General features: G+C 32.7%; 19 protein-coding genes and 1 pseudogene. 11 read left to right on the top strand and 9 right to left on the bottom strand.

What is annotated here, in order from left to right:
• Positions 1–362: 362 nt before the first annotated feature.
• A complete protein-coding gene (locus ACQKNX_RS04250) occupies positions 363–1,160 on the top strand; it encodes a hypothetical protein (protein WP_427427723.1) in 798 nt (265 codons plus the stop codon).
• 474 nt (positions 1,161–1,634) lie between these two features.
• Here the strand turns inward: ACQKNX_RS04250 and ACQKNX_RS04255 are convergent, their stop codons facing one another.
• Entirely contained in the window at positions 1,635–2,129 is a 495-nt protein-coding gene (locus tag ACQKNX_RS04255) for a hypothetical protein (protein ID WP_427427724.1), read from the bottom strand.
• Positions 2,130–2,385: 256 nt separating this feature from the next.
• Between ACQKNX_RS04255 and ACQKNX_RS04260 the strand changes: the two genes are divergently transcribed.
• The 5 genes and pseudogenes from ACQKNX_RS04260 (at position 2,386) to ACQKNX_RS04280 (ending at position 7,908) form a co-directional block, all read left to right on the top strand.
• Complete coding sequence (locus ACQKNX_RS04260) at positions 2,386–2,985, top strand: hypothetical protein (protein ID WP_427427725.1); 600 nt, start codon at positions 2,386–2,388, stop codon at positions 2,983–2,985.
• A gap of 59 nt (positions 2,986–3,044) precedes the next feature.
• Positions 3,045–3,446, top strand: a complete 402-nt coding sequence (locus ACQKNX_RS04265) for a hypothetical protein (RefSeq protein WP_427427726.1) — start codon at positions 3,045–3,047, stop codon at positions 3,444–3,446.
• 86 nt (positions 3,447–3,532) lie between these two features.
• Entirely contained in the window at positions 3,533–4,348 is an 816-nt protein-coding gene (locus ACQKNX_RS04270; protein ID WP_427427727.1) for a hypothetical protein, read from the top strand.
• A gap of 1,564 nt (positions 4,349–5,912) precedes the next feature.
• Positions 5,913–6,590: an ABC transporter ATP-binding protein gene (locus ACQKNX_RS04275; RefSeq protein WP_427427728.1), complete on the top strand. Its 678-nt coding sequence runs from the start codon at positions 5,913–5,915 to the stop codon at positions 6,588–6,590.
• Positions 6,591–7,180: 590 nt separating this feature from the next.
• Positions 7,181–7,908, top strand: a pseudogene (locus ACQKNX_RS04280) (Rpn family recombination-promoting nuclease/putative transposase).
• A gap of 98 nt (positions 7,909–8,006) precedes the next feature.
• Here the strand turns inward: ACQKNX_RS04280 and ACQKNX_RS04285 are convergent.
• The 5 genes from ACQKNX_RS04285 to ACQKNX_RS04305 form a co-directional block, all read right to left on the bottom strand.
• Positions 8,007–8,201, bottom strand: a complete 195-nt coding sequence (locus ACQKNX_RS04285; protein WP_427427729.1) for a hypothetical protein — start codon at positions 8,199–8,201, stop codon at positions 8,007–8,009.
• Positions 8,202–9,188: 987 nt separating this feature from the next.
• Positions 9,189–9,815, bottom strand: coding sequence for a hypothetical protein (locus ACQKNX_RS04290; protein WP_427427730.1), 627 nt, complete (start codon positions 9,813–9,815; stop codon positions 9,189–9,191).
• Positions 9,816–10,347: 532 nt separating this feature from the next.
• Positions 10,348–10,989, bottom strand: a complete 642-nt coding sequence (locus ACQKNX_RS04295) for a hypothetical protein (protein WP_427427731.1) — start codon at positions 10,987–10,989, stop codon at positions 10,348–10,350.
• Positions 10,977–11,285, bottom strand: a complete 309-nt coding sequence (locus ACQKNX_RS04300; RefSeq protein WP_427427732.1) for a hypothetical protein — start codon at positions 11,283–11,285, stop codon at positions 10,977–10,979. The genes ACQKNX_RS04295 and ACQKNX_RS04300 overlap by 13 nt, the downstream gene beginning before the upstream one ends.
• Positions 11,286–11,479: 194 nt before the next feature.
• Entirely contained in the window at positions 11,480–11,983 is a 504-nt protein-coding gene (locus tag ACQKNX_RS04305; protein ID WP_427427733.1) for a DUF1648 domain-containing protein, read from the bottom strand.
• 91 nt (positions 11,984–12,074) lie between these two features.
• Between ACQKNX_RS04305 and ACQKNX_RS04310 the strand changes: the two genes are divergently transcribed.
• Positions 12,075–12,809 carry a sulfite exporter TauE/SafE family protein gene (locus ACQKNX_RS04310; protein WP_427427734.1) on the top strand — a complete coding sequence of 245 codons (735 nt, stop codon included), beginning with the start codon at positions 12,075–12,077 and terminating at the stop codon, positions 12,807–12,809.
• 17 nt (positions 12,810–12,826) lie between these two features.
• Positions 12,827–13,762, top strand: coding sequence for a PD-(D/E)XK nuclease family protein (locus tag ACQKNX_RS04315; RefSeq protein WP_427427735.1), 936 nt, complete (start codon positions 12,827–12,829; stop codon positions 13,760–13,762).
• A 373-nt stretch (positions 13,763–14,135) separates the two neighbouring features.
• Here the strand turns inward: ACQKNX_RS04315 and ACQKNX_RS04320 are convergent, their stop codons facing one another.
• Together ACQKNX_RS04320 and ACQKNX_RS04325 are read right to left on the bottom strand one after the other, a co-directional pair.
• On the bottom strand, positions 14,136–14,408 hold the full coding sequence (locus tag ACQKNX_RS04320; protein ID WP_427427736.1) for a hypothetical protein: 273 nt from the start codon (positions 14,406–14,408) through the stop codon (positions 14,136–14,138).
• Between the two features lie 444 nt (positions 14,409–14,852).
• Complete coding sequence (locus ACQKNX_RS04325) at positions 14,853–14,996, bottom strand: YjcZ family sporulation protein (protein WP_427427737.1); 144 nt, start codon at positions 14,994–14,996, stop codon at positions 14,853–14,855.
• Between the two features lie 379 nt (positions 14,997–15,375).
• Here ACQKNX_RS04325 and ACQKNX_RS04330 point away from each other — a divergent pair, with 379 nt between their 5' ends.
• Both ACQKNX_RS04330 and ACQKNX_RS04335 read left to right on the top strand, forming a co-directional pair.
• On the top strand, positions 15,376–15,528 hold the full coding sequence (locus ACQKNX_RS04330) for a hypothetical protein (RefSeq protein ID WP_427427738.1): 153 nt from the start codon (positions 15,376–15,378) through the stop codon (positions 15,526–15,528).
• 898 nt (positions 15,529–16,426) lie between these two features.
• A complete protein-coding gene (locus ACQKNX_RS04335; RefSeq protein WP_427427739.1) occupies positions 16,427–16,591 on the top strand; it encodes a hypothetical protein in 165 nt (54 codons plus the stop codon).
• 173 nt (positions 16,592–16,764) lie between these two features.
• On the opposite strand, the gene ACQKNX_RS04340 is transcribed toward ACQKNX_RS04335, so the two are convergent.
• Entirely contained in the window at positions 16,765–17,652 is an 888-nt protein-coding gene (locus tag ACQKNX_RS04340) for a LysR family transcriptional regulator (protein WP_427427740.1), read from the bottom strand.
• Positions 17,653–17,770: 118 nt separating this feature from the next.
• Here ACQKNX_RS04340 and ACQKNX_RS04345 point away from each other — a divergent pair, with 118 nt between their 5' ends.
• Positions 17,771–18,625 (top strand): DMT family transporter, encoded by an 855-nt coding sequence (locus tag ACQKNX_RS04345; RefSeq protein WP_427427741.1) that lies wholly within the window; start codon positions 17,771–17,773, stop codon positions 18,623–18,625.
• The last annotated feature ends 7 nt before the right edge of the window (positions 18,626–18,632 follow it).

The raw sequence follows: 18,632 nt of genomic DNA on the forward strand, positions 1-18,632 counted from the left end.
GTAAATCGGCACTTTTTTTAGTTTCTGTTCAGCTACACAAATTACTTGTCATTGGCAACGACTAGAAGCGAAAAAGCTCTAACTAGGGGTGTTTTGAAGAGTGTTAAGTTAGGGAATTTAATCTGACCGACAGAAATTTAGACGGTACCGACAAAAAAATTGTCGGTTGAAATGTCGGTTGGTGAGGGAATATGATTAATTTAACTCGAGTAGAAGTGTGCTATAGCAGATAATATCATAATAAAGTAAAAAATCTTGATTTCCATGACAATTGATTTTATACACAGATAGCAATTGTTGGAATCAAACATATAGTTATATTTTTTATACATTACATTAAACAAAGTAAAGGGGAAATGTATATGATAAAAAATACTTTAGTTGTAAAAGTAGTTGTAGTTTTAAGCTTGGTATTTTCAATAATTTTCGCTTCATCTTTGGGATTATATAGGGATATTGAAGCAAGTGTAAAAATGCAAGAAAGACAAGATTTACTGCAAGATTTATTGATTAAATCTGAAGAATTTAATAAAAAATTTGATGATGCAAGTGAGTCAGTAACAAAAGAATTTGAGGAAAACACAAAAAAACTAATTTTTAATGATGATATTAGCTTAAATACAAATGGTGAATTATCTTTATCTGACCTAGATGTTAAAACTAGTGACGAACACAATGTTGTTTATCTTCCAATTGAGTATGAAAATGTTAAAAGTGAGCTAAATAAATCTTTCTTTTCTATTATCTTTGATAAGACTGGCAATCTAGAATATTATGTTGAAACTAAAATTGTTGGTAATGATGTTAATTATACAGCTGAGGTTGAGGTATATAATAACGGAATCTTAGCAAAAAAAGAATATTTACAATTTGATAAAGAGGATTTTGATTCTACACTTTTAACTGAGGAGTCAATCTCTCAAAATAATATTTTATTTATTAATCCCATAAAAGTAAGTGCTGGTTTTTGGAGTGAATTTAACGATTGTTTAGCGAGCAAAGGTATTGCTGCTTGGGCAATAACAGCTTTATCGGTTGCATGTGGATTAGCATGTATAGGTACAGCAGGTGCTGGGTGTATCCCTTGCTTGTTAGGAGCTGGCTTGGCTACTGAAGGAGTAGTAGCTTATTGTGCTTTTAAAGTCAGAGCAAATTCATGATAAAAACTTTCAAGAAAGAGGTGTAATCTAATTATGATTAAAAATATTTTTTCATTGATTATCATGATTTGTGGGCTTTTAGTGGGTTTAACTTTACTTGATATTATTCACCTACCGTTGTTCTTTCCTTATGCAGGAATAATTATTAGTACAACCGTTATATTAATCATTCTCTTCAAAAATAGAAGGAATCTAGCAGATAATTAATGATAGAATTTAAACAAGCAACTTATTATTGATATGCTCCTCATTAGGTAGACAGGAATATGTTTATCAAATGAGGAGCGTCTGGTATCAAGTACTTACTTGTCAAAGCAATAAAAACTGTTAAAGATGCTATTCCAGCTTAACTTATATGAACAAAATATAAGTAGTAAAAATCCAAGATGCTGAAAAGAACGCTTTGAGCAAGTTAGCCAACAAATTTAGTATTTTGAATTTGCGCTTTAAAACTAAACTTTTAATATTCTTTTCTTATTCATTGATGTCATAAATCAAGATATCAAACAATTTTTCATCTGTATAAAGCAGTATCGCCCATTGTCCTTTTTCTGGTATTTTAACGCCTGATGGGGCGTGGGCATCTGCTCCATTGTTTGCCCCTCCAAGGTCAATTGTCCAGCCAGTCGTTAATATTGGATGGACCGTTCCTGTTTCTTTGTGATAACCTACCACCGTTAACTTTGTTTCAGTAGGTTTTTCAATTCCCCAAAGATGCCACATCCATTTTTGAACATTTAAGCTTGGCGCGCCTGCACCTATAACGCCTGACTTATTTTCATTTCCAATAATATTGTTATTGAAAGTTACAGCTTTTTTATCCCAATCAATCTTTTCAAAATCACTTGCTTGAACAAAATTAGGAATGTCTTCAGGTAACGATATCTTTTTGTTTGTTTCATTTGATGTACAAGCTGCTAAAAATAATAAACTGAAAAAAACGAACACAAACAGTAATTTCCTTATCATAATAATTTTACCTCCCCCTTAAAGAATCAGACGAAAATATAAATTTTAAGTTTCTTATTTTTCTGATAATAATCAATTGTGCAGTGCAAACAGTAGGAAAAATAACTGCTACCGACTGAATTCTTGACAGTACCGACAAAAATATTGTCGGTTGAAATGTCGGTTATGGACAAGATAAAATTTAATTAATAGATTATCGAAAGGAGAATTTATATGCCCTAAGATTAATAGAATTATTTTTGCTGTTTGTGCACTTTTGTTAACGGTAGTTTTTGGGTGCCTAATTGTATTAGGCAAAGAAAGTTATGCAGTAAGCAGTGATAGGAATGAACTTGAAGAAACTGTAGCTAAAGTGTTAGATGAAATGCCTGATATAGCACATAAACTTCAAGTAACTAAAGATAGTGATTTAAATTTTGCCTCAGTAGTAGAATCGTTAGATAACAAAAAAGCAGAGTTTCGATTAAAAATCCATAATGAAATGAGTAATTTGAAACATGATAATGCTTACTTGGAAAAAGTCGCTATAGTGGAAACAGAAAGATATCTAGACGCAATTCGAATCGCTGAAGAGATTTATGGTGTAAGTGTTACCCAAGAGGAAGTAAATCATTATATCGATACAAATGTTGCGGATGTCGTAATGCCCGAAAAAGAACGCTATGCTAAGGCATTGGGTATATCTCTTTATGATTTAGATTATAATTTTGATCGAGATTTTTATGTTATGGACACGTTATGGGATAATTTAATGCCCGTTTTACTGGAGCGATACCCCCGAGAGGATGGGGAGGACCCTAATTTATATTTAGACAGAATAAAAAATGAATTTTATAGCTATTCTTCATTAAGATGACAACTATATATTAACAGAAGTACCATGAACATAATTTTTTCTAATAAGGAGGAGTCTTCATGAAAAGGATGAAAGCTTTATCAGTATTAGGAGTATTTTTAATGATGGTTTTGGGAGCAACAGGAGTAAGTGCATATAATGCCAAATTTAGCTTTGATATGAATACTGGCCTTTTCTATGGAAAGGTATATACAACTCCAGCGTACAAGTATACAAAAGATGAAGATCCATTTCTTCAAGTTGATTATATTGAATCCAGTGTACGCACAAAATTTATGGTAGTAAACTCCAATGGTGATGCCAGAAGCTCAACGTTGACAACTCGCTCAGCAACTTCAAGTTTATTAAATAATCTAGGAATGGCACAAAACCATCAGTATCGTATGAGCATACAAACTGATGATGGAAGTTGGTATAACAGATATAATGTTAGAGGAGCTTGGAACCCCGATTCCTATTAAAATCTACTGAAAAAAGGTTTCCTCCATATACTTATGGAGGAAAACCTTTTAGTTTAATATTTTATTAAGAATAGGTGGTGATGATTGTGCTAAGGAGAGAATTAAAGCGTGCAATCTTCAACAAAAGAATGGCTTTAGTTATTACAATCATGTTCATTTTGTCTTATTTTTCATCTTATGGTTCTTTGTTAAGTTCTCACTTTTTTATTGATAGGGAAGCAGATGACTTAACACCTGAAAACCTACAATATCTACTTGAAGTTGGTGGTAATACATATCATATTTGGCTGAATGGATTCCATTATACACAAATAGTATTTGTATTAGCCGCAATTTATCCTTATGCTGCCTCTTTTGTTGGTGACAAAAGAGGGCATTTTCATTATTTTTCTATTATCCGGATGGGGCATATTAAATATCGTTTGACTAAATTATTTGCCAATGGCGTTGCTGGTGGTTTGGCATTATTTATACCGAATGTTCTTTTTTTCTTAGTAATGAGTGCCTTTTTTGAAAATAAAATTCTTTATCCATTTGAATATCAGCCAGAAGGTTTGTTAGGAAATCTTTTTGCTTCGACTCCTTTTCTTTATATCCTGTTTGTTTTAGCCATTCATTTTGCTTTAGGTTTTTCTATAGCTATTTTCACTATGGGAATAACAAGTTTCTTTTCAAAAATTGTTTATGTTTATGCTATTTCCTTTGCACTTTACTTAACATTTGATATTTTTATTTCCAATTTTACTGGACTAGAAAAAATCGCATTAACTAAAATTTATTACGTCATGTCAAGTATAGAATTACAAGCTAGTGATGTTGTCATGATTAATTTACTTTTAATCTTAATAGGAACAGTAGCATTTTATCTAAATAGTAAATGGGAGTTGAAAAATGGAAGCTAATTTTTAAAAAATCACTTGTAAAAGAATTTTAAAGAGTAGAAAGTTTCTATGGATCTTAATTTATTTACTAATTCTTCCGTTCATTGTTCTATTAATGAATGACTGGTCTGTTGATAGTAACAATTGGAATGGTGTGTTTTTTATCTTTGGCAATAGGTATCTCTATTTTTTATTAATTGTTCCAGTGTTTCTTATTTTTCTTTATGATCTTGCGAATGAAGGTAACCTTCGATATTGTGCGGGTAGACTAGTTACAAAAGCTACTATGTTAAAAGTTCAAATGACGGCAATGATTATACATAGCATAATTTTAACTATTTACGTATTTGGCGTAGTAAGCATAGAAGCTTGTTTAATTTTTGGGGTCACATCTGATTGGAGCAAAGAAACTAAATTTGGGCTCGATCCATATACATTTTTTTCTCTAGAGTTATCACCAATCATTGTACTAAGTCTTTTTGCGGTAAAGTTTTTTGTAACACTTATTTTTTTAGGGGCTTTTTATTTTTATTGACAAAGTTTCACGAAAAGACAGTACGGCAGTTTAGGTATGATTATCATCTTCTTTCTATTACTTTTTAATGCAATCTTCAATTTTTACAATATACCTATTTTGAATGTAATAAATCTAAGTTTTGCAAATATTTATTATTTGAACCCGAATGAACATACGATTTTGCTACATACATTCATGTCATATGTTCCAATATTAATAATAAGTATAGGTTGCACATTCTTTTCTGTACGTCTGTCTAAAGGGGTGAATTTATAGAGAATGTCTTTCCGTTTGCTGTCTATTCTTCAATACAATATACGTTTTATTTACAAAAAGGTATTTTTCATTTTAGGTTGGATAACAGGAATTTTGATTTTTTATACTTTTTATAATAGTGGAGACTTGTATCAGTCTGCAATGGATTTTTATTTAGTGAACATAGGTATAGTACAACTAGAAAATTTACATTTTATTCAAATTTTCATATTGTTACTTCCCTATATCGGAATTGCGATAATTGTAGATATATACATAGCCCAAATGATGGGGAAGCATGCAATAAATTGTTTATTAAGAATTAAGAAGCGTGTGCTTTTTATAGTTTCCCATGTTTTGTCCCTCTACTTGATTATCTTTGCAATGCTATATATCTATTATTTAATGTTGCTAATTAGTTCGTTTACTTTATATGAACGAACTACGCAGATCACTGAGGCATTTTTCTCTTGGTTAGACCTCCCACAGGAGGACATGCTTCAAAGGCTTTTACTTCCTGCATTTTTTGGACAATTTATAGGTACTTTTTGTATTTCATGTGTACAGCTTGCAGTTTCAATTAAATTTAACCGACTAAGCAGTGGTTTTATTTTCGTTGTATTCCTCTATTTTTTCCAATTAGTTTTTCCATTTATTTTAGGTCAGCATGCATTTGTTGCTAACATTCTAATAAATCATGGTACGTATTTTCACTTTCTATTTATACAATTTGTGATCATTGGTATTTCTGTAGGATATCTTTATGTCACTAGTAAGAAGAATACATTATTCTTTTCGGAAAGGGGTTAAACGATGCACAACTTGATTTTAGAAACAAAAGATCTATCTAAATCCTTTAAAAAGCAAATTATTTTCCATTCTGTATCTTTGTCTATAGAAAAGGGCAAAGCATATGGCTTTATTGGTCATAATGGGTGTGGAAAATCCATTTTATTTAAAATTCTTAGTGGCCTCATTGCCCCGGATAGTGGTGAAATTAAAGTATTCGGACAAAAACTTGGAAATGAAGTGGATTTTCCTAAAAATACAGGAATCATCATTGAGACACCTCAATTTCTTGAAGACTATTCCGGTATTAAAAATTTGCGTTACTTAGCGGCCATCCAAAATAAAATAAGCGTTACTACGATTAAGGATATACTTGAGAGGGTGGGGTTAGATCCTGAAAATAGGCAACCTGTAAAAAAGTATTCCTTAGGTATGAAACAAAAGTTGGGGATTGCACAAGCAATAATGGAGGATCCTTCTTTACTTATACTTGATGAGCCATTTAATGGACTTGATAAAACAAGCGTCCAAAACATTCGTACATTGTTGCTTGAACTGAAGAAAAAGGGCGTAACGATTCTTCTGACAAGCCATATGCAAAAAGATATTGAATTGATATGCGATGAGGTTTTTGAATTTAACGATAAAAAATTAAAAAAACTAAAGGTTAATGAATTAAGCAATGAAGACGAACATTCTTGAAATCATCAAAGTTTCAATCGCTCATAAGGCTGTAAATGAAGGCTTCCGACAGAAATTTTGTCGGTTGAAATGTCGGTTATGGGCGAGGTACTATGAAAGTAAGTTAAGTATTTTAGAAAGGAGTATGATTATTATGATTAAAAATATTTTCTCTGTTTTTTTAGTACTTTGTGGTCTAGTAGTTGCTTTAACTTTACTAAATATTATTAATATTCCTCTGTTTTTCCCTTACTTAGGTATTATATTTAGTACGACGATGATATTGATAATAATTTTTAAAAATAGGTCTAATTTAGTTTAGTAACCTTTAAATAAAACTTCCTTTAATTTCTAACTACAGTGGTTTCGAATAACTTATTTAGCGAAGGTGGTATAAATTTGAATAAACAAGCTCTTAATACCATACCGCTTGCTAAATTGTTAGATTTCAAGATTGATTTTGCTTTTAAACAACTATTATGAAGTGAACGAAATAAACATCTAACGCATTCTTGCAATTTACTGGGAAGAGTTAATAAAAGAATTGACCTTTATCAATCAATAAGTCGCGGGTGCGTATACGAGATAAACAATCCCGATTAGATATTGTTGTGAAAACGCAAAATGAAGAGTTAATTAAATTAATTAATATTGAAATACCATTAGTCAATAAAAAAGACATGCTTAAGCTTACTTTATTTTATTGGTCAAGATTTTCAACCTACGTTTACAAAAGGGCAAAGGGTATCATACATTGAATCCTACCATTACGATTAACATTTGTAATTTTACATTGTTTCACGAGATAGCCCACTATCATAGCACGTATCATTTGTACGAAGATACGACTTTACAGCGTATACAAAAATCTGATGATGTGTTTGAAATTCATTTTATTGAAATGGATAAATTTTTAAAGGCTTGGACAAATGATGAACATCAATTATTCAATAATCTTTTAGAGAGGTGGTTGCTGATGTTTGGTAAGGTAGATAACGGTAAAAAGATTGTGCATGAGGATATCTATAAAGCATTGGAGGAAATAGCGCAGACCGATGAAAACATACATAAAGCACTTCAAGCATGGGAAGAAATCAGTCTCGATCCAGATAATATTATCGCTTACCAATCACGGGTCGAGTATTTGCTAGATGAAGCGGCTAAAATTGAAGATGCAAAATACTACGCGGAACAAGAAGGAATAGAAAAAGGAATTAAACAAGGGATAGAAGGCATTGCGAAAAAGATGATTTTAAAAGGGAATAGCAATGAAGAGATTATGGAGTTAACGAACTTAAAATTAGAAGAGGTTCAATCGATTCGGCAAGAGGTCGAATGAAAAATAAATTAGTAATTTTCAAATAAAAAGCATTCAAGGAAAATTGACGATTCCTTGAATGCTTTTTTGCGTTAAACGAATTTTTTATCAAACCGTTCTTAAACGCCCATTTTTCTACGTGTATTACTTGTTTTTTTCGACTGTTGACTTTTCATTTTCTTTGTTGAAGTGTCGCCATTCATTTTACCCTTAGTAGAATCGTTTTTGTTCTTTTTGTTTTCAAGCTGTTGCTTCACGGCTTCTTGCAGAGTCATTTTCTTTTTTGGTGCTTCTGTCTGATTATTTTCTGTCATAGGAGATTCCCCTTTTTGAATATGATTGTTAATAGTTAGTTCCAGTATAATCTATTTTCCGTAATTTGTGAAACTCTCAGTACAATAAACGGAATTTTGGCTTCGTAACATACATGGCTAAGAAATCTATTTCTGGGGTATAAATTAATAAAGAAAAGCTCTGTGATAATTTACAAATAAATGTTTAAAAAATGCATATTTTTATTTTAATTTTCTCATTCTAATATATACAAGCACATCGAAAGGAAGTGGAAAGTATTTTGTACAGTAGAAAACAATTCATCTGGGCTTATTGTATTTCTAGTTTTACTTCGATTATTGGTACAATAGGAATTTTTTTAATATTAGATTATTATCACTATACAGCTGATTTTGGTTTATTTTATAAACTGATACTTTCATTTATTAGTGGAGGTCTCATTGCTTTTGCATTAGGGCTCATTTTAATGAATTTATATTTTGAAAGTAGTTTTTCTCACAATAAAAAGAAAGTGAACGATGTGATATAAACGATAAAAGTCGATTGGTCCAAAATGTTGGAATTCAATCGACTTTTGATATGTGGTGTTAAAATTGGGTTTATTTCAAAGAATCCAGACTATTTCAACGATTAGATAGGCACATTGAAAAAAGTATGGTTCTGTACAGAAAATACTTTGATAATATCTAGTTCTGCCTCTTCCTTTACAATGAAAGTTAATTCTACCTTTTCAACGCTTAATAAAGAGCATGTGATTGGAATTTTATGAGTTGAAAATGTGCATCTTACTTATTTTTAGATGGGTAGTTTAGAATGAAAAATATGACACCTACAAATACCGCAAAAATAATTGAGCTTATTAGGTTTGATATGCTGATATCATCAGTGTTCACAATTATCATGATGAAAATACTTATAGAGAAAAATAAAGATGCTACTACTAATCTATTTTTTATTATATTTTTAACTTTAAACACCTTCTCTAATTAGCCAAGTATACTTGTTAATTATTCACAGTTACTTTTTCCAGGGAATTTCTTATTCATTTCTTCTGCACACTGATATTGAATATACCCTAATGTTGCAATTGCTCCAGCAATATTGGATCTAATACTGAGCTTTAATATATGTGAAGCAGCTAATTTGAACTTTTTATCATATATTAAATTCGCTAAGGTGCTAATTGAAGAAACTAAACCAAAATGTGCTTTTAATCCTTTGGAAAGACAACTGTTTTGTGCCGCTCTGTATTCAGCGGTTGGTCTCATTAAATGCCATTCACACGCAACAGCACTTGTTCCAAAGTTCGATTGGATAGAAACATCTACTTTATTAATATTTATGAATAAATTTTCATCTTCGAATGCTTGAATAAGCTCTTCATAACTATCATATTTTTTTAAACTGTTTACAAATTTCTCTTTATCATATCCTAAAAAATTACCTTGATTGTCAGTAACAATTCCTGTTTCATAAATTAATTTTAGAGATTCCTCAATCAAAGCGAGAACCTCTTCGTCATCTGGGTATTCGTTCGCAACCGTATATTCTGTAAATACACCAAGAATAGAAAACATTACAATAACAACGACCATAGTTCCTTTAAATAATGTATATGGACTATTTTTTATCATAATATCATTCCAGTTTAATGTATTTAATAAAAATTATTTGCTATTAAATGGGTACTTTAAAATAAAAAATATCCCAGTAGCTATTGCAGCAAAAAGAGTATATGCAAGTAAATCTTGTAGATTTATAACATCAAAATCCTGAATTAACTTAACGAAAAAAACGATAAAGAAAAAGCCAGATGCGATTAATGCTTTATCTTTTTTTGTATTATCTTTAATGGAAAACACCTCCTGAATATTTTGAGGAAGAGTCATTTAATTTAAATAGAAGAGGTTCATATATGAATGAATGCCTATCCACCGAACTCCAATAGTAATAGAAGTACTAATCAAATCCAAAAGGAAATCTTATATCTAAAAGAGTAACAATACATGTCATGATAAGAGCCACTACCATAGAGGCTAGTAATCTTCTTGTATAAGAAGACTTTGGGGTCTCCTTGTAAGGAGAACCCCTTACAAATGAAGGAATAAAAATAATTAGCGTAAAGTACAAAAAATATGCGAGCGATTGATAATACCACATAATACTTCACCAACTTTCCTTGAAGTACGAAATGTTTGATAACTTGAATTGTACTTTTTGCACGAGAATGTTACTAATTAAAATCCTTATGTGCCAAATACCTAGTTTCATAGTAGAAGGGTCGATTCGTAAATGAGGATTTGCCTGCACTTTAGTTGCGCCTTTTTCGAATCGTAAAAGGTTGTCCATTATATAATACGTTTCTTCAGGACTTATCCATTCGATTGTGATAATATGCGCTGTTGTTTGCGCCATTTTATTGAAATGCAATGTGATTGACAATGAAATAAAAGAATCATTTACAAATACGGTCGGTGCAATATTGCCATCTGTTTTTTGATGGTTTATAGTAACACTTGCTGATATATTAACTTGTTGTGTTTTTGGCTTCTCTGTATATACAGAATAATACATTTGCCCATCTTGGTGAATTATTGGATTGCTCGGATCTAAGAAGTAGTTATCCTTTGTTTGAAAGAAATATAATGTATTGTAAGGAAAGTTCATAATCTTTACTTCCCAATATTCTTTTACTTCATTATAAAAGCATTGTTGAGTAAATAACTCATCTTGTATTTTATAGCAAATATCCAAATGTTTTATTTTTTCAGAAAAATTAAGTGTGAAAGTAGCGATTATTTCCACCATCCTCTTTCTTGCCCTAGACGATAACCAAAGTTTACACCAAGCGTCACTCCTAAGCCAACAACAGAAGATTTAACTGCTGTTGAAACAACCGTTTTAGCAACATTTTTAACGGGTAAGTGAACATTAGCAACATTTTTTATGTGTGCATTTGCTTTGTTTTGGTTGGCTGTTTCTTTAGCAATACTTGCACCCTGCAATCCACCACCCACCGCACTAGCGATAGTTGTAACTGGCCATAACTGATCATTAGCCGTTTTTTTAGCTGCATTGGCAATACTTGTTCCCCAACTCGACATAAGTCGTCCTCCTTTGTCATTTTATCGTTTATTTACGAAAATTTTATCATCGAGAATCATTCTCAGTCAATCGATTTATGTAGAGATTTTATTAGTTTTTTTGCCAATAGTTGATGATGAAAGAGAAGCGCTACTCAGCGATTTGTCAGTGTTATATCATAAAAAAAGCTAGTTGCACAAAGGTGATTGTGCAGCTAGCTTTTTGCTTTATGTTGGAGGAATAGTCCACGGATAATGCCAGAAATAAAGATAACGAACAACAAAGCAAGAAATGCATAAGCATGCCATTGTTGTAAAATACGAGTATGGCCCATTGACACTGATAAATCATTGAAAAGTGAATATGTAAAATACAGCAAAATACTGTTTTTCATAAGACAGAAGGTGATTATCCCATTTTGTCGCTCAATATGAGATAAGGTAGGCTTATGTTTACGGACTAATGGATAAGCCGCTTTTATTTCCAAGTAGTGCAAAAGTAAAAAGAGCATTAACGCTACAAATGGTAAATAAAAGATAGCGATTTTAGGGCCGAACTGTGCATGGTCCGTCGTAAAGCTTTGTAAAACAGAAATGGAGGAGGGGAGCTTACGATATTGAATCAAAGTTGCGGTAATGCCAGCTGTAAAAATGGTTGCCACAATTATTGTTAGTCGCTTACACAGTTTGGGGGTAGGTGTTTTTTGTTGTGCATGCATAAGATTCACCTCGATATTGTCTTCTTTCAAAATAGGATTCTGTTATACTGTAACATAAGATTGATATCAAGTGGTTAGAAAGAAGGATTGGATGGAATATGTTTTATTTTTAGTAATCGGTATTGCAGGTAATGTCATCGGCACATTAGTTGGCGGTGGTGGATTAATCACATTACCAACAATGATGTTGATGGGTGTACCGGTTCACTCAGCAATTGGAGCGAATAAAGTTTCCAATATGGTAAGTGCTTTTTCTAGCTTTTATACGATTTTTAGAAGAAAGGAATTGTCTTGGGTGGAAATGCGTTCAGTTCTGCTTGTATCTTTGATTGGTGGAACTTTGGGTGGGCTCTTTGCCTCCTTTATGAGTGGCCAGACGTTAACGCTTATTGCTATTATTTTACTTGGCTTCGCACTCATCATGTCCTTTATCGGTGGTGCAGATTTTGGTGATGTAGAAAGATTTAAAATGACTCGGAAAAATGGACCCATTTTGCTGGGCGTAGGATTTTATGATGGCTTATTTGGTCCTGGTAGTAGTACATTGGCGTTGTATACGTATGCGCATGAAAAACTTTCCTATATAAAAGCTGTAGGCTTGTCTCGTGTTGGCGTTTTTGCCATGTGCTCAGGGGCAGCCATTACGTATATTGCCACTGGAAAAATCGAATGGCCGCTCACAATCGTCTTAATGGTTGGATCCATTATTGGCGCGCAAATTGGCATTGTCCTTGCAAGAAAGGTAAAGGCAAATCAAGTAAAGATATTGTTACGTGTTGTGACAATAGTGCTTATGCTACAACTTGTTTATGATTTCTTCCAATAGTTATAAGGAGGGTTCGCATGTTTGAAATTTCACCTTTTCCAACATTTTCGTGGTCACTTTCACGCCATAAAACATTAACAAGCTGCGCCAGAAAATATGGTTATGAATATTATTTTTCTCATAATGGATGGCTGAGCCATCAAGTGGAACCATTTCACCAGCATGTGTATCGCTTAAAAAAGCTACAAGCGATGCCTATATTATTTGGGCAAATTGTCCATCGATTAATCGAGCAAACAATTATCGATTATTTGCAAACGAAGACAGTACCGTCTGTGTCAGAGCTTGTAAATCGTGCGCGTAGCCAACTAAATGCTGCCTTTATTGATTCTACTCGACATGTGGATTTATGGAGACATAAACCTAATAAGTTTTATATGATGCAGGAAATCTATTATGAGGGAAAGCTAAATGCTGAGTTAATTACAGATTATAAAAATCGAATGGAAGCGGTGTTTACGAACTTTCTTTTAAGTGAGACGTTTTTACAAATTACTGCTCATACAGGATCATTAAGAATTGGTGAGCCTGAACAGTTTCGGTCGATGAAAATTGAGGATACGCAAGTTTTTGTCGTGATGGACTTTCATTATTACGATGATATAGAAGATAAATGGATTATTATTGACTGGAAAACAGGTGGTCAATCAGATGATGATCGTCAGCAATTAGCGCTTTACGCTTATTACATCCAACAAAAATACGGTGTTTCATTAGAAAAAATCGAAGTTTATAATGAATATTTAGTAACAGGGGAACGCAAACAATATATGTTTACATCGTTCGATATGGACAATATAATACATACATTTCGACACAGTGTTTTAGAAATGAAAAAGTTTCAAGCCGATATACTTTCAAACGAGCCAGTAGACCTTGAGGATTTTGAGCAAACACAAGATGAATGGCGCTGTTTGAGATGTAATTTTAAAGAACTATGTTACAACAAATAAGTTGAAAAATTAAGCAAGTGACCAAAAAGTGACCAATTAATTAAATCATCGAAGTGTCGCTTGCATCATTTTTATCCTTTTTAGTTAAATGACTACATGTGTTGATGGTCATCTTTATATCAGAGTGACCAAGTTGTTCTTGTATATATGAATGTCGCAAAGCGTGAAAGTCATATTTTGGTAAGTTGTACTTTTCAATGAGTCTTCTCCAAGCCAAATCTATAGAGTCTGGTTTTGAAGGATAACCGTCAGAATTTGTAAAGATAAAATTTAAGGGAATCCCATCTACTTTAAGTGCATTCCAAGTGTACCCATTTCATTTTTCAACTCCAAATATTCTTCAATAAATATCTTTAATTCACTCATTAGGACGTTATCTAAGCGAGGCTTTTTGTTTTTTTGGAGGTAAAATTATTAGTTTTCTAATTTCAATATCAAAATGAAGCGTTCTGTCTACATAGATAGTATTATTTTCAAAATCAAAGAACTCCACACACAATCCTGCCACTTCAGCTAAACGAAGTTCCACCATTGCTACTACCTTAATCTGGAGCCTGTGCTTAAGCTTAACTTTTTCTAATACTCTGAAGAGATGTTTTAACTGTTCTTCTTTATAAAATACTAATGTCTTCTTTTTTGGCTCCAAGCGGGGATACAGATCATCCAAGACAAGAGTTAATGGATGAATTTGTTTATTTAACGGTACTAAATAGAAATTGGAGGAATCTGCGCATGGCTAATCGCAATAAGCATAGAGTACTAACATGCTCTAACAAAAAGATTATCATTCAACAAGGTGAAATCATTCGTATCTTAAACGCTACGGAGATCATGCAATGGAATCACATCGTAAACAAAAATAGAACGCATTGATGAAAAAGAAGAAAAACGTTTAAGAATGTATGAGTAATAAAACAACATTACGAAATGAACATTGATAAATTGAAAATGCGTTATCCAGAAAGCTTCAAAGCTGCGGATAGTAAAAAACGTGTGGATATGGTGCAGTAAGATATTAAACAACTTTCGGAAAGAAACTATAAAAGGGTCACCGGGTTGAGGGGCGACCCTTAGATTGGGAAATTAATATCTAGTATTGTAAGAAAGTAGCGCCAACAATAATTAGAAGAATAAATAGAACAACGATTAGGGCAAATTGCGAACCATTACCATAACCCCCGCCAGAATAGCCGCCGTTTTCAATACCACCAACATTACCACCATTGTATCCCATAAAACACACCTCCTTTCTACAATTCATAATATGTTAGCCGTAGAGAAGGAGTGGGGTGTTAAACCATTTAGAGGTACTAAAAAATATACTTTTATGAGATAAGAAAATAAAAAAAGGGACACTTGGGATGAAGTGACCCTTAGTAAAAAGAAAAGGAGGCGTAAGGCTAAATTAGCTTTACCTTACTATTATTATGATGTGATAGCTATGTTTGTATAGTGAAATGCCTGTGAAATAGATTTATAAATAAAAGTACAGCTTTAATAAAATTGACAAACAAGGTAGGTGCTGCGCATGCCTACGTTATCGCTTTGTATTATACAGTTAGATTGAGCTGGAGCAAAATAGGAAGAAATTAAAATACCGTGAATGGGAGTTGTTGCAATCACATAACGAACAAGGTGAGTTGGTTGGTGGTCGCAGTAATACAATCTCAGATACTACAGCCGAGAAAGCTAAGGTACTTGCTAATGATGCCTTACTATCAATATTTAAGGCGCATCATCAAGACTGTGGAGGACCTATATCGTGACCTTGACTTGACGAGGATATGCGCACCATTGTAGCCATGCGTTACTGGGACAAGGATGGTTGTTACGAGTGGGGATATAGCTGAAAAGCTGTATATCTCACGCCACAAAGTATTGCGTAAACATAATATCTTAATTGAGAAAATAGCAGAAAGAATTGGATGGGTATAAGGGTATTTATGTAGAGGTTGTCTAATAAAATAGTATCAGATTAAGGGAGGTAGGTGTATGTAGTGGATATTCTGAACTGGTATTACATTAATCAAACGGTGTTATGGCTAATGTTACTATCGTGCATTATGGTGTGGGGTTTATTCTTCTATTCAAGAGATAAATGGTTGTTTCAAAAATTCACATTTGCATTTGGCTATACAATGATAACCTTATATTTTTTATTCCCCTGAATAAAGTGAACTTGTTAACACCAGGCAAGTTCGCAAAAATTTGTAGTAAATTGATATTGTGAAAATTTTAAAAGCGCACGGAAATGCGTTAACAAAACTTCCTTACAATAATCGGCGTTCGCATGTACGGTTGATTCTAAGAAACATGCATACAACTTAATAAGATGATTGTGGAGTCGTCAACGCTGTGGAGAGGCTACTAAATTGGTAGTCTCTTATTGAATCGAATATTAATAATAAGCAATATAAAAAATTAGAACTGGGGTATTGTTCAGATGAATCTATGCCCTGTCCAACATTTGATGATTTATATACTGGTTGTTATTTCTGTAAGCATTAGAGAGTTTCTTTTGACGAACTGCAAAGTAACAAGGACATCATTTTGAAGGAAATTAGTGAAACTTATTTCTAAATATGCCAAAGAAATGTTGGAAATATCAAGTTTCCTTATGATACTTCATATGACTAATTGGAAAAAGGAAGGTAGAATTGGTAGATGATTGTTTCTACAGATAATAGGCAAATTGATATAGTAGATGTCTATGATGTCGTCAATAGGATTTTCAGCGATGAAAAAACCAAGGAACAATTAGGTAAATACCCATTGGAAAAGCAAGTTAGAGATTTTGCTATAAAATTAGAAAAAAAGGATAAAAAATGAACGAACTTGAAAACAAATAAAAACGTTAAAAAAAGATAAGGAAACTTTGACGCAAAGAATTGACTCTATTCAATAACTGAATTTCAAATTATTTTTATACAGCAATTCAGAAAACGAATTAGTGAATCTAATCACTTTAAAAATAAAAAAACGGCATTCTTTTCGAATGTCGTTTACTCTTTATTTAATTCATTACCTGTCTCTTTAAAACTTTCAATGATAAAGTCGATAAAATATCTACTTGCTATAGGTAATACCCTTTTATCTTTATATACCAAACTTATTTTGCGTGAAACAGACGGAGAGATTGGCTTTGTTTCAATATTATACGGACACCTATCTAAGACAAGTTTCGGTAAAATTGATATGCCAAGACCTTGTTCAATCATCGACATAATTGCATAATCGTCATGTACTCGGTATTGTATGTTAGGTTCAATGGAATTTTCTTTAAAAATGCTTAATGCTTCATTAATTTCTCCCTCATCTAAAAGTATATAAGGTTCTTCTGATAATTCCTTCAAAGAGACTTTATTTTTAGGAGCTAATCGATGATTTATTGGCAAGACTGCATGCATTTCATCTTCTTGTAATGGAATAGTTGTTAGTTTGTACACAGCATCTGGGTTAACAAAGCCGAAGTCAACGTATCCTTCTTTAACCCAATTGGAAATCACTGTATACTCTCCTTGATATATATTAAAATGTACAGCTGGGTACTTAGATTTAAAATCCCTTATTAACCTTGGTAGCCAGTGGCATGCTACGCTAGAAAATGTCCCAATCCGAATAAGTCCACTTTGTAGCCCCATCATCTCGTTTTGCTTTTCCAATAACTCAAAATGCGAATTGCTAATATTTCGAATGTATGGCAAAAATTCTTCGCCATCTGGTGTAAGAGTAATACCAGTTCGAGAGCGAAAAATAAGAGTTGTTGAAAGTTCTTTCTCTAAGGAATTTACCATTTGACTAATGGCCGATTGGGTATAGCCTAGTTCTTCAGCAGCCTTAGTAAAATTACCTGTTTCTATTACTTTCATAAAAGCATGATATGCGTTCATTCTAGATGCTCCTTACATTAGAAATTGTAATATTTATATTATAAATATTAATTTTACTAATGTAAATGTAGATGATACCATATAGCCACCATCTACTAATTGAAAGGAACATTAACAGATGACACAAAAAAAGGCTAACTTGTTATTGGCAACTGTCTCTTTAGGCTGGGGAACATCTTATATTTTTATGAAACTTCTTGCGGATACAGTTTCTCCTTTCACAGTCGTAGCCTTAAGATTTGGGATTGCATTTCTCGTTATGATTGTGATTTTTTACAAAACCTTAATGAGGGTGAATACTAAAATATTAAAGTACAGTGCCATAGTGGGAGCGCTATTATGTGGGATTTTCATAGCGCTTATGTATGGAATGAAAACGACTTCAGCCTCTTCAGCAGGTTTTTTGACAAGCACAACTGTAATTTTAGTGCCTATTTTGCAAACACTAATTACACGGAAATTACCTCGCAAAGAGGTTATATACGGGGTGATTATTGTTTCGATTGGCTTATCACTACTTACAATAATTGATGATTTTACTTTTGCTTTGGGTTCACTGTTATGTTTGATTGCTGCATTTCTTTATGCAGTACACATCATCGTTACAAATTACTTTGTACAAGAAGTGGATGCCTTTCAACTAGGAATTTTTCAACTAGGATTTGCAAGTATTTATGCTGCCATAGGTAATTTGATTTTTGGTACAGTTACTTTACCAAATGGAGCTGTAGAGTGGTTCTCAATACTTGGGTTAGCGGTTATTTGCTCTGCTTATGGTTTTGTAGTGCAGCCAATCGCTCAAAAGTACACGACTCCTGAGAGTACAGGTTTCTTATTTTCTCTCGAGCCAGTTTTTTCAGCAATATTTGCATTTATCTTCCTAAGTGAAATCATGGGAGGGCAAGGATATTTAGGTGCTTTGCTCATTTTAATTGGTGTATTAATTGCAAATCTGCCATCAAAAAACAAATGATATTGGA

Origin of the sequence: Lysinibacillus sp. NPDC093712, assembly GCF_050280025.1 — a bacterium.
Classification (GTDB): Bacteria; Bacillota; Bacilli; order Bacillales_A; family Planococcaceae; genus Lysinibacillus.

Coding starts and splice junctions, on each gene's coding strand:
- ACQKNX_RS04250 (WP_427427723.1), top strand. CDS start 363: ATGATAAAAAATACTTTAGTTGTAAAAGTAGTTGTAGTTTTAAGCTTG.
- ACQKNX_RS04345 (WP_427427741.1), top strand. CDS start 17,771: ATGACACAAAAAAAGGCTAACTTGTTATTGGCAACTGTCTCTTTAGGC.
- ACQKNX_RS04295 (WP_427427731.1), bottom strand. CDS start 10,989: ATGGTGGAAATAATCGCTACTTTCACACTTAATTTTTCTGAAAAAATA.
- ACQKNX_RS04255 (WP_427427724.1), bottom strand. CDS start 2,129: ATGATAAGGAAATTACTGTTTGTGTTCGTTTTTTTCAGTTTATTATTT.
- ACQKNX_RS04290 (WP_427427730.1), bottom strand. CDS start 9,815: ATGATAAAAAATAGTCCATATACATTATTTAAAGGAACTATGGTCGTT.
- ACQKNX_RS04265 (WP_427427726.1), top strand. CDS start 3,045: ATGAAAAGGATGAAAGCTTTATCAGTATTAGGAGTATTTTTAATGATG.
- ACQKNX_RS04310 (WP_427427734.1), top strand. CDS start 12,075: ATGGAATATGTTTTATTTTTAGTAATCGGTATTGCAGGTAATGTCATC.
- ACQKNX_RS04325 (WP_427427737.1), bottom strand. CDS start 14,996: ATGGGATACAATGGTGGTAATGTTGGTGGTATTGAAAACGGCGGCTAT.
- ACQKNX_RS04315 (WP_427427735.1), top strand. CDS start 12,827: ATGTTTGAAATTTCACCTTTTCCAACATTTTCGTGGTCACTTTCACGC.
- ACQKNX_RS04275 (WP_427427728.1), top strand. CDS start 5,913: ATGCACAACTTGATTTTAGAAACAAAAGATCTATCTAAATCCTTTAAA.
- ACQKNX_RS04285 (WP_427427729.1), bottom strand. CDS start 8,201: ATGACAGAAAATAATCAGACAGAAGCACCAAAAAAGAAAATGACTCTG.
- ACQKNX_RS04335 (WP_427427739.1), top strand. CDS start 16,427: ATGATTGTTTCTACAGATAATAGGCAAATTGATATAGTAGATGTCTAT.
- ACQKNX_RS04300 (WP_427427732.1), bottom strand. CDS start 11,285: ATGTCGAGTTGGGGAACAAGTATTGCCAATGCAGCTAAAAAAACGGCT.
- ACQKNX_RS04305 (WP_427427733.1), bottom strand. CDS start 11,983: ATGCATGCACAACAAAAAACACCTACCCCCAAACTGTGTAAGCGACTA.
- ACQKNX_RS04340 (WP_427427740.1), bottom strand. CDS start 17,652: ATGAACGCATATCATGCTTTTATGAAAGTAATAGAAACAGGTAATTTT.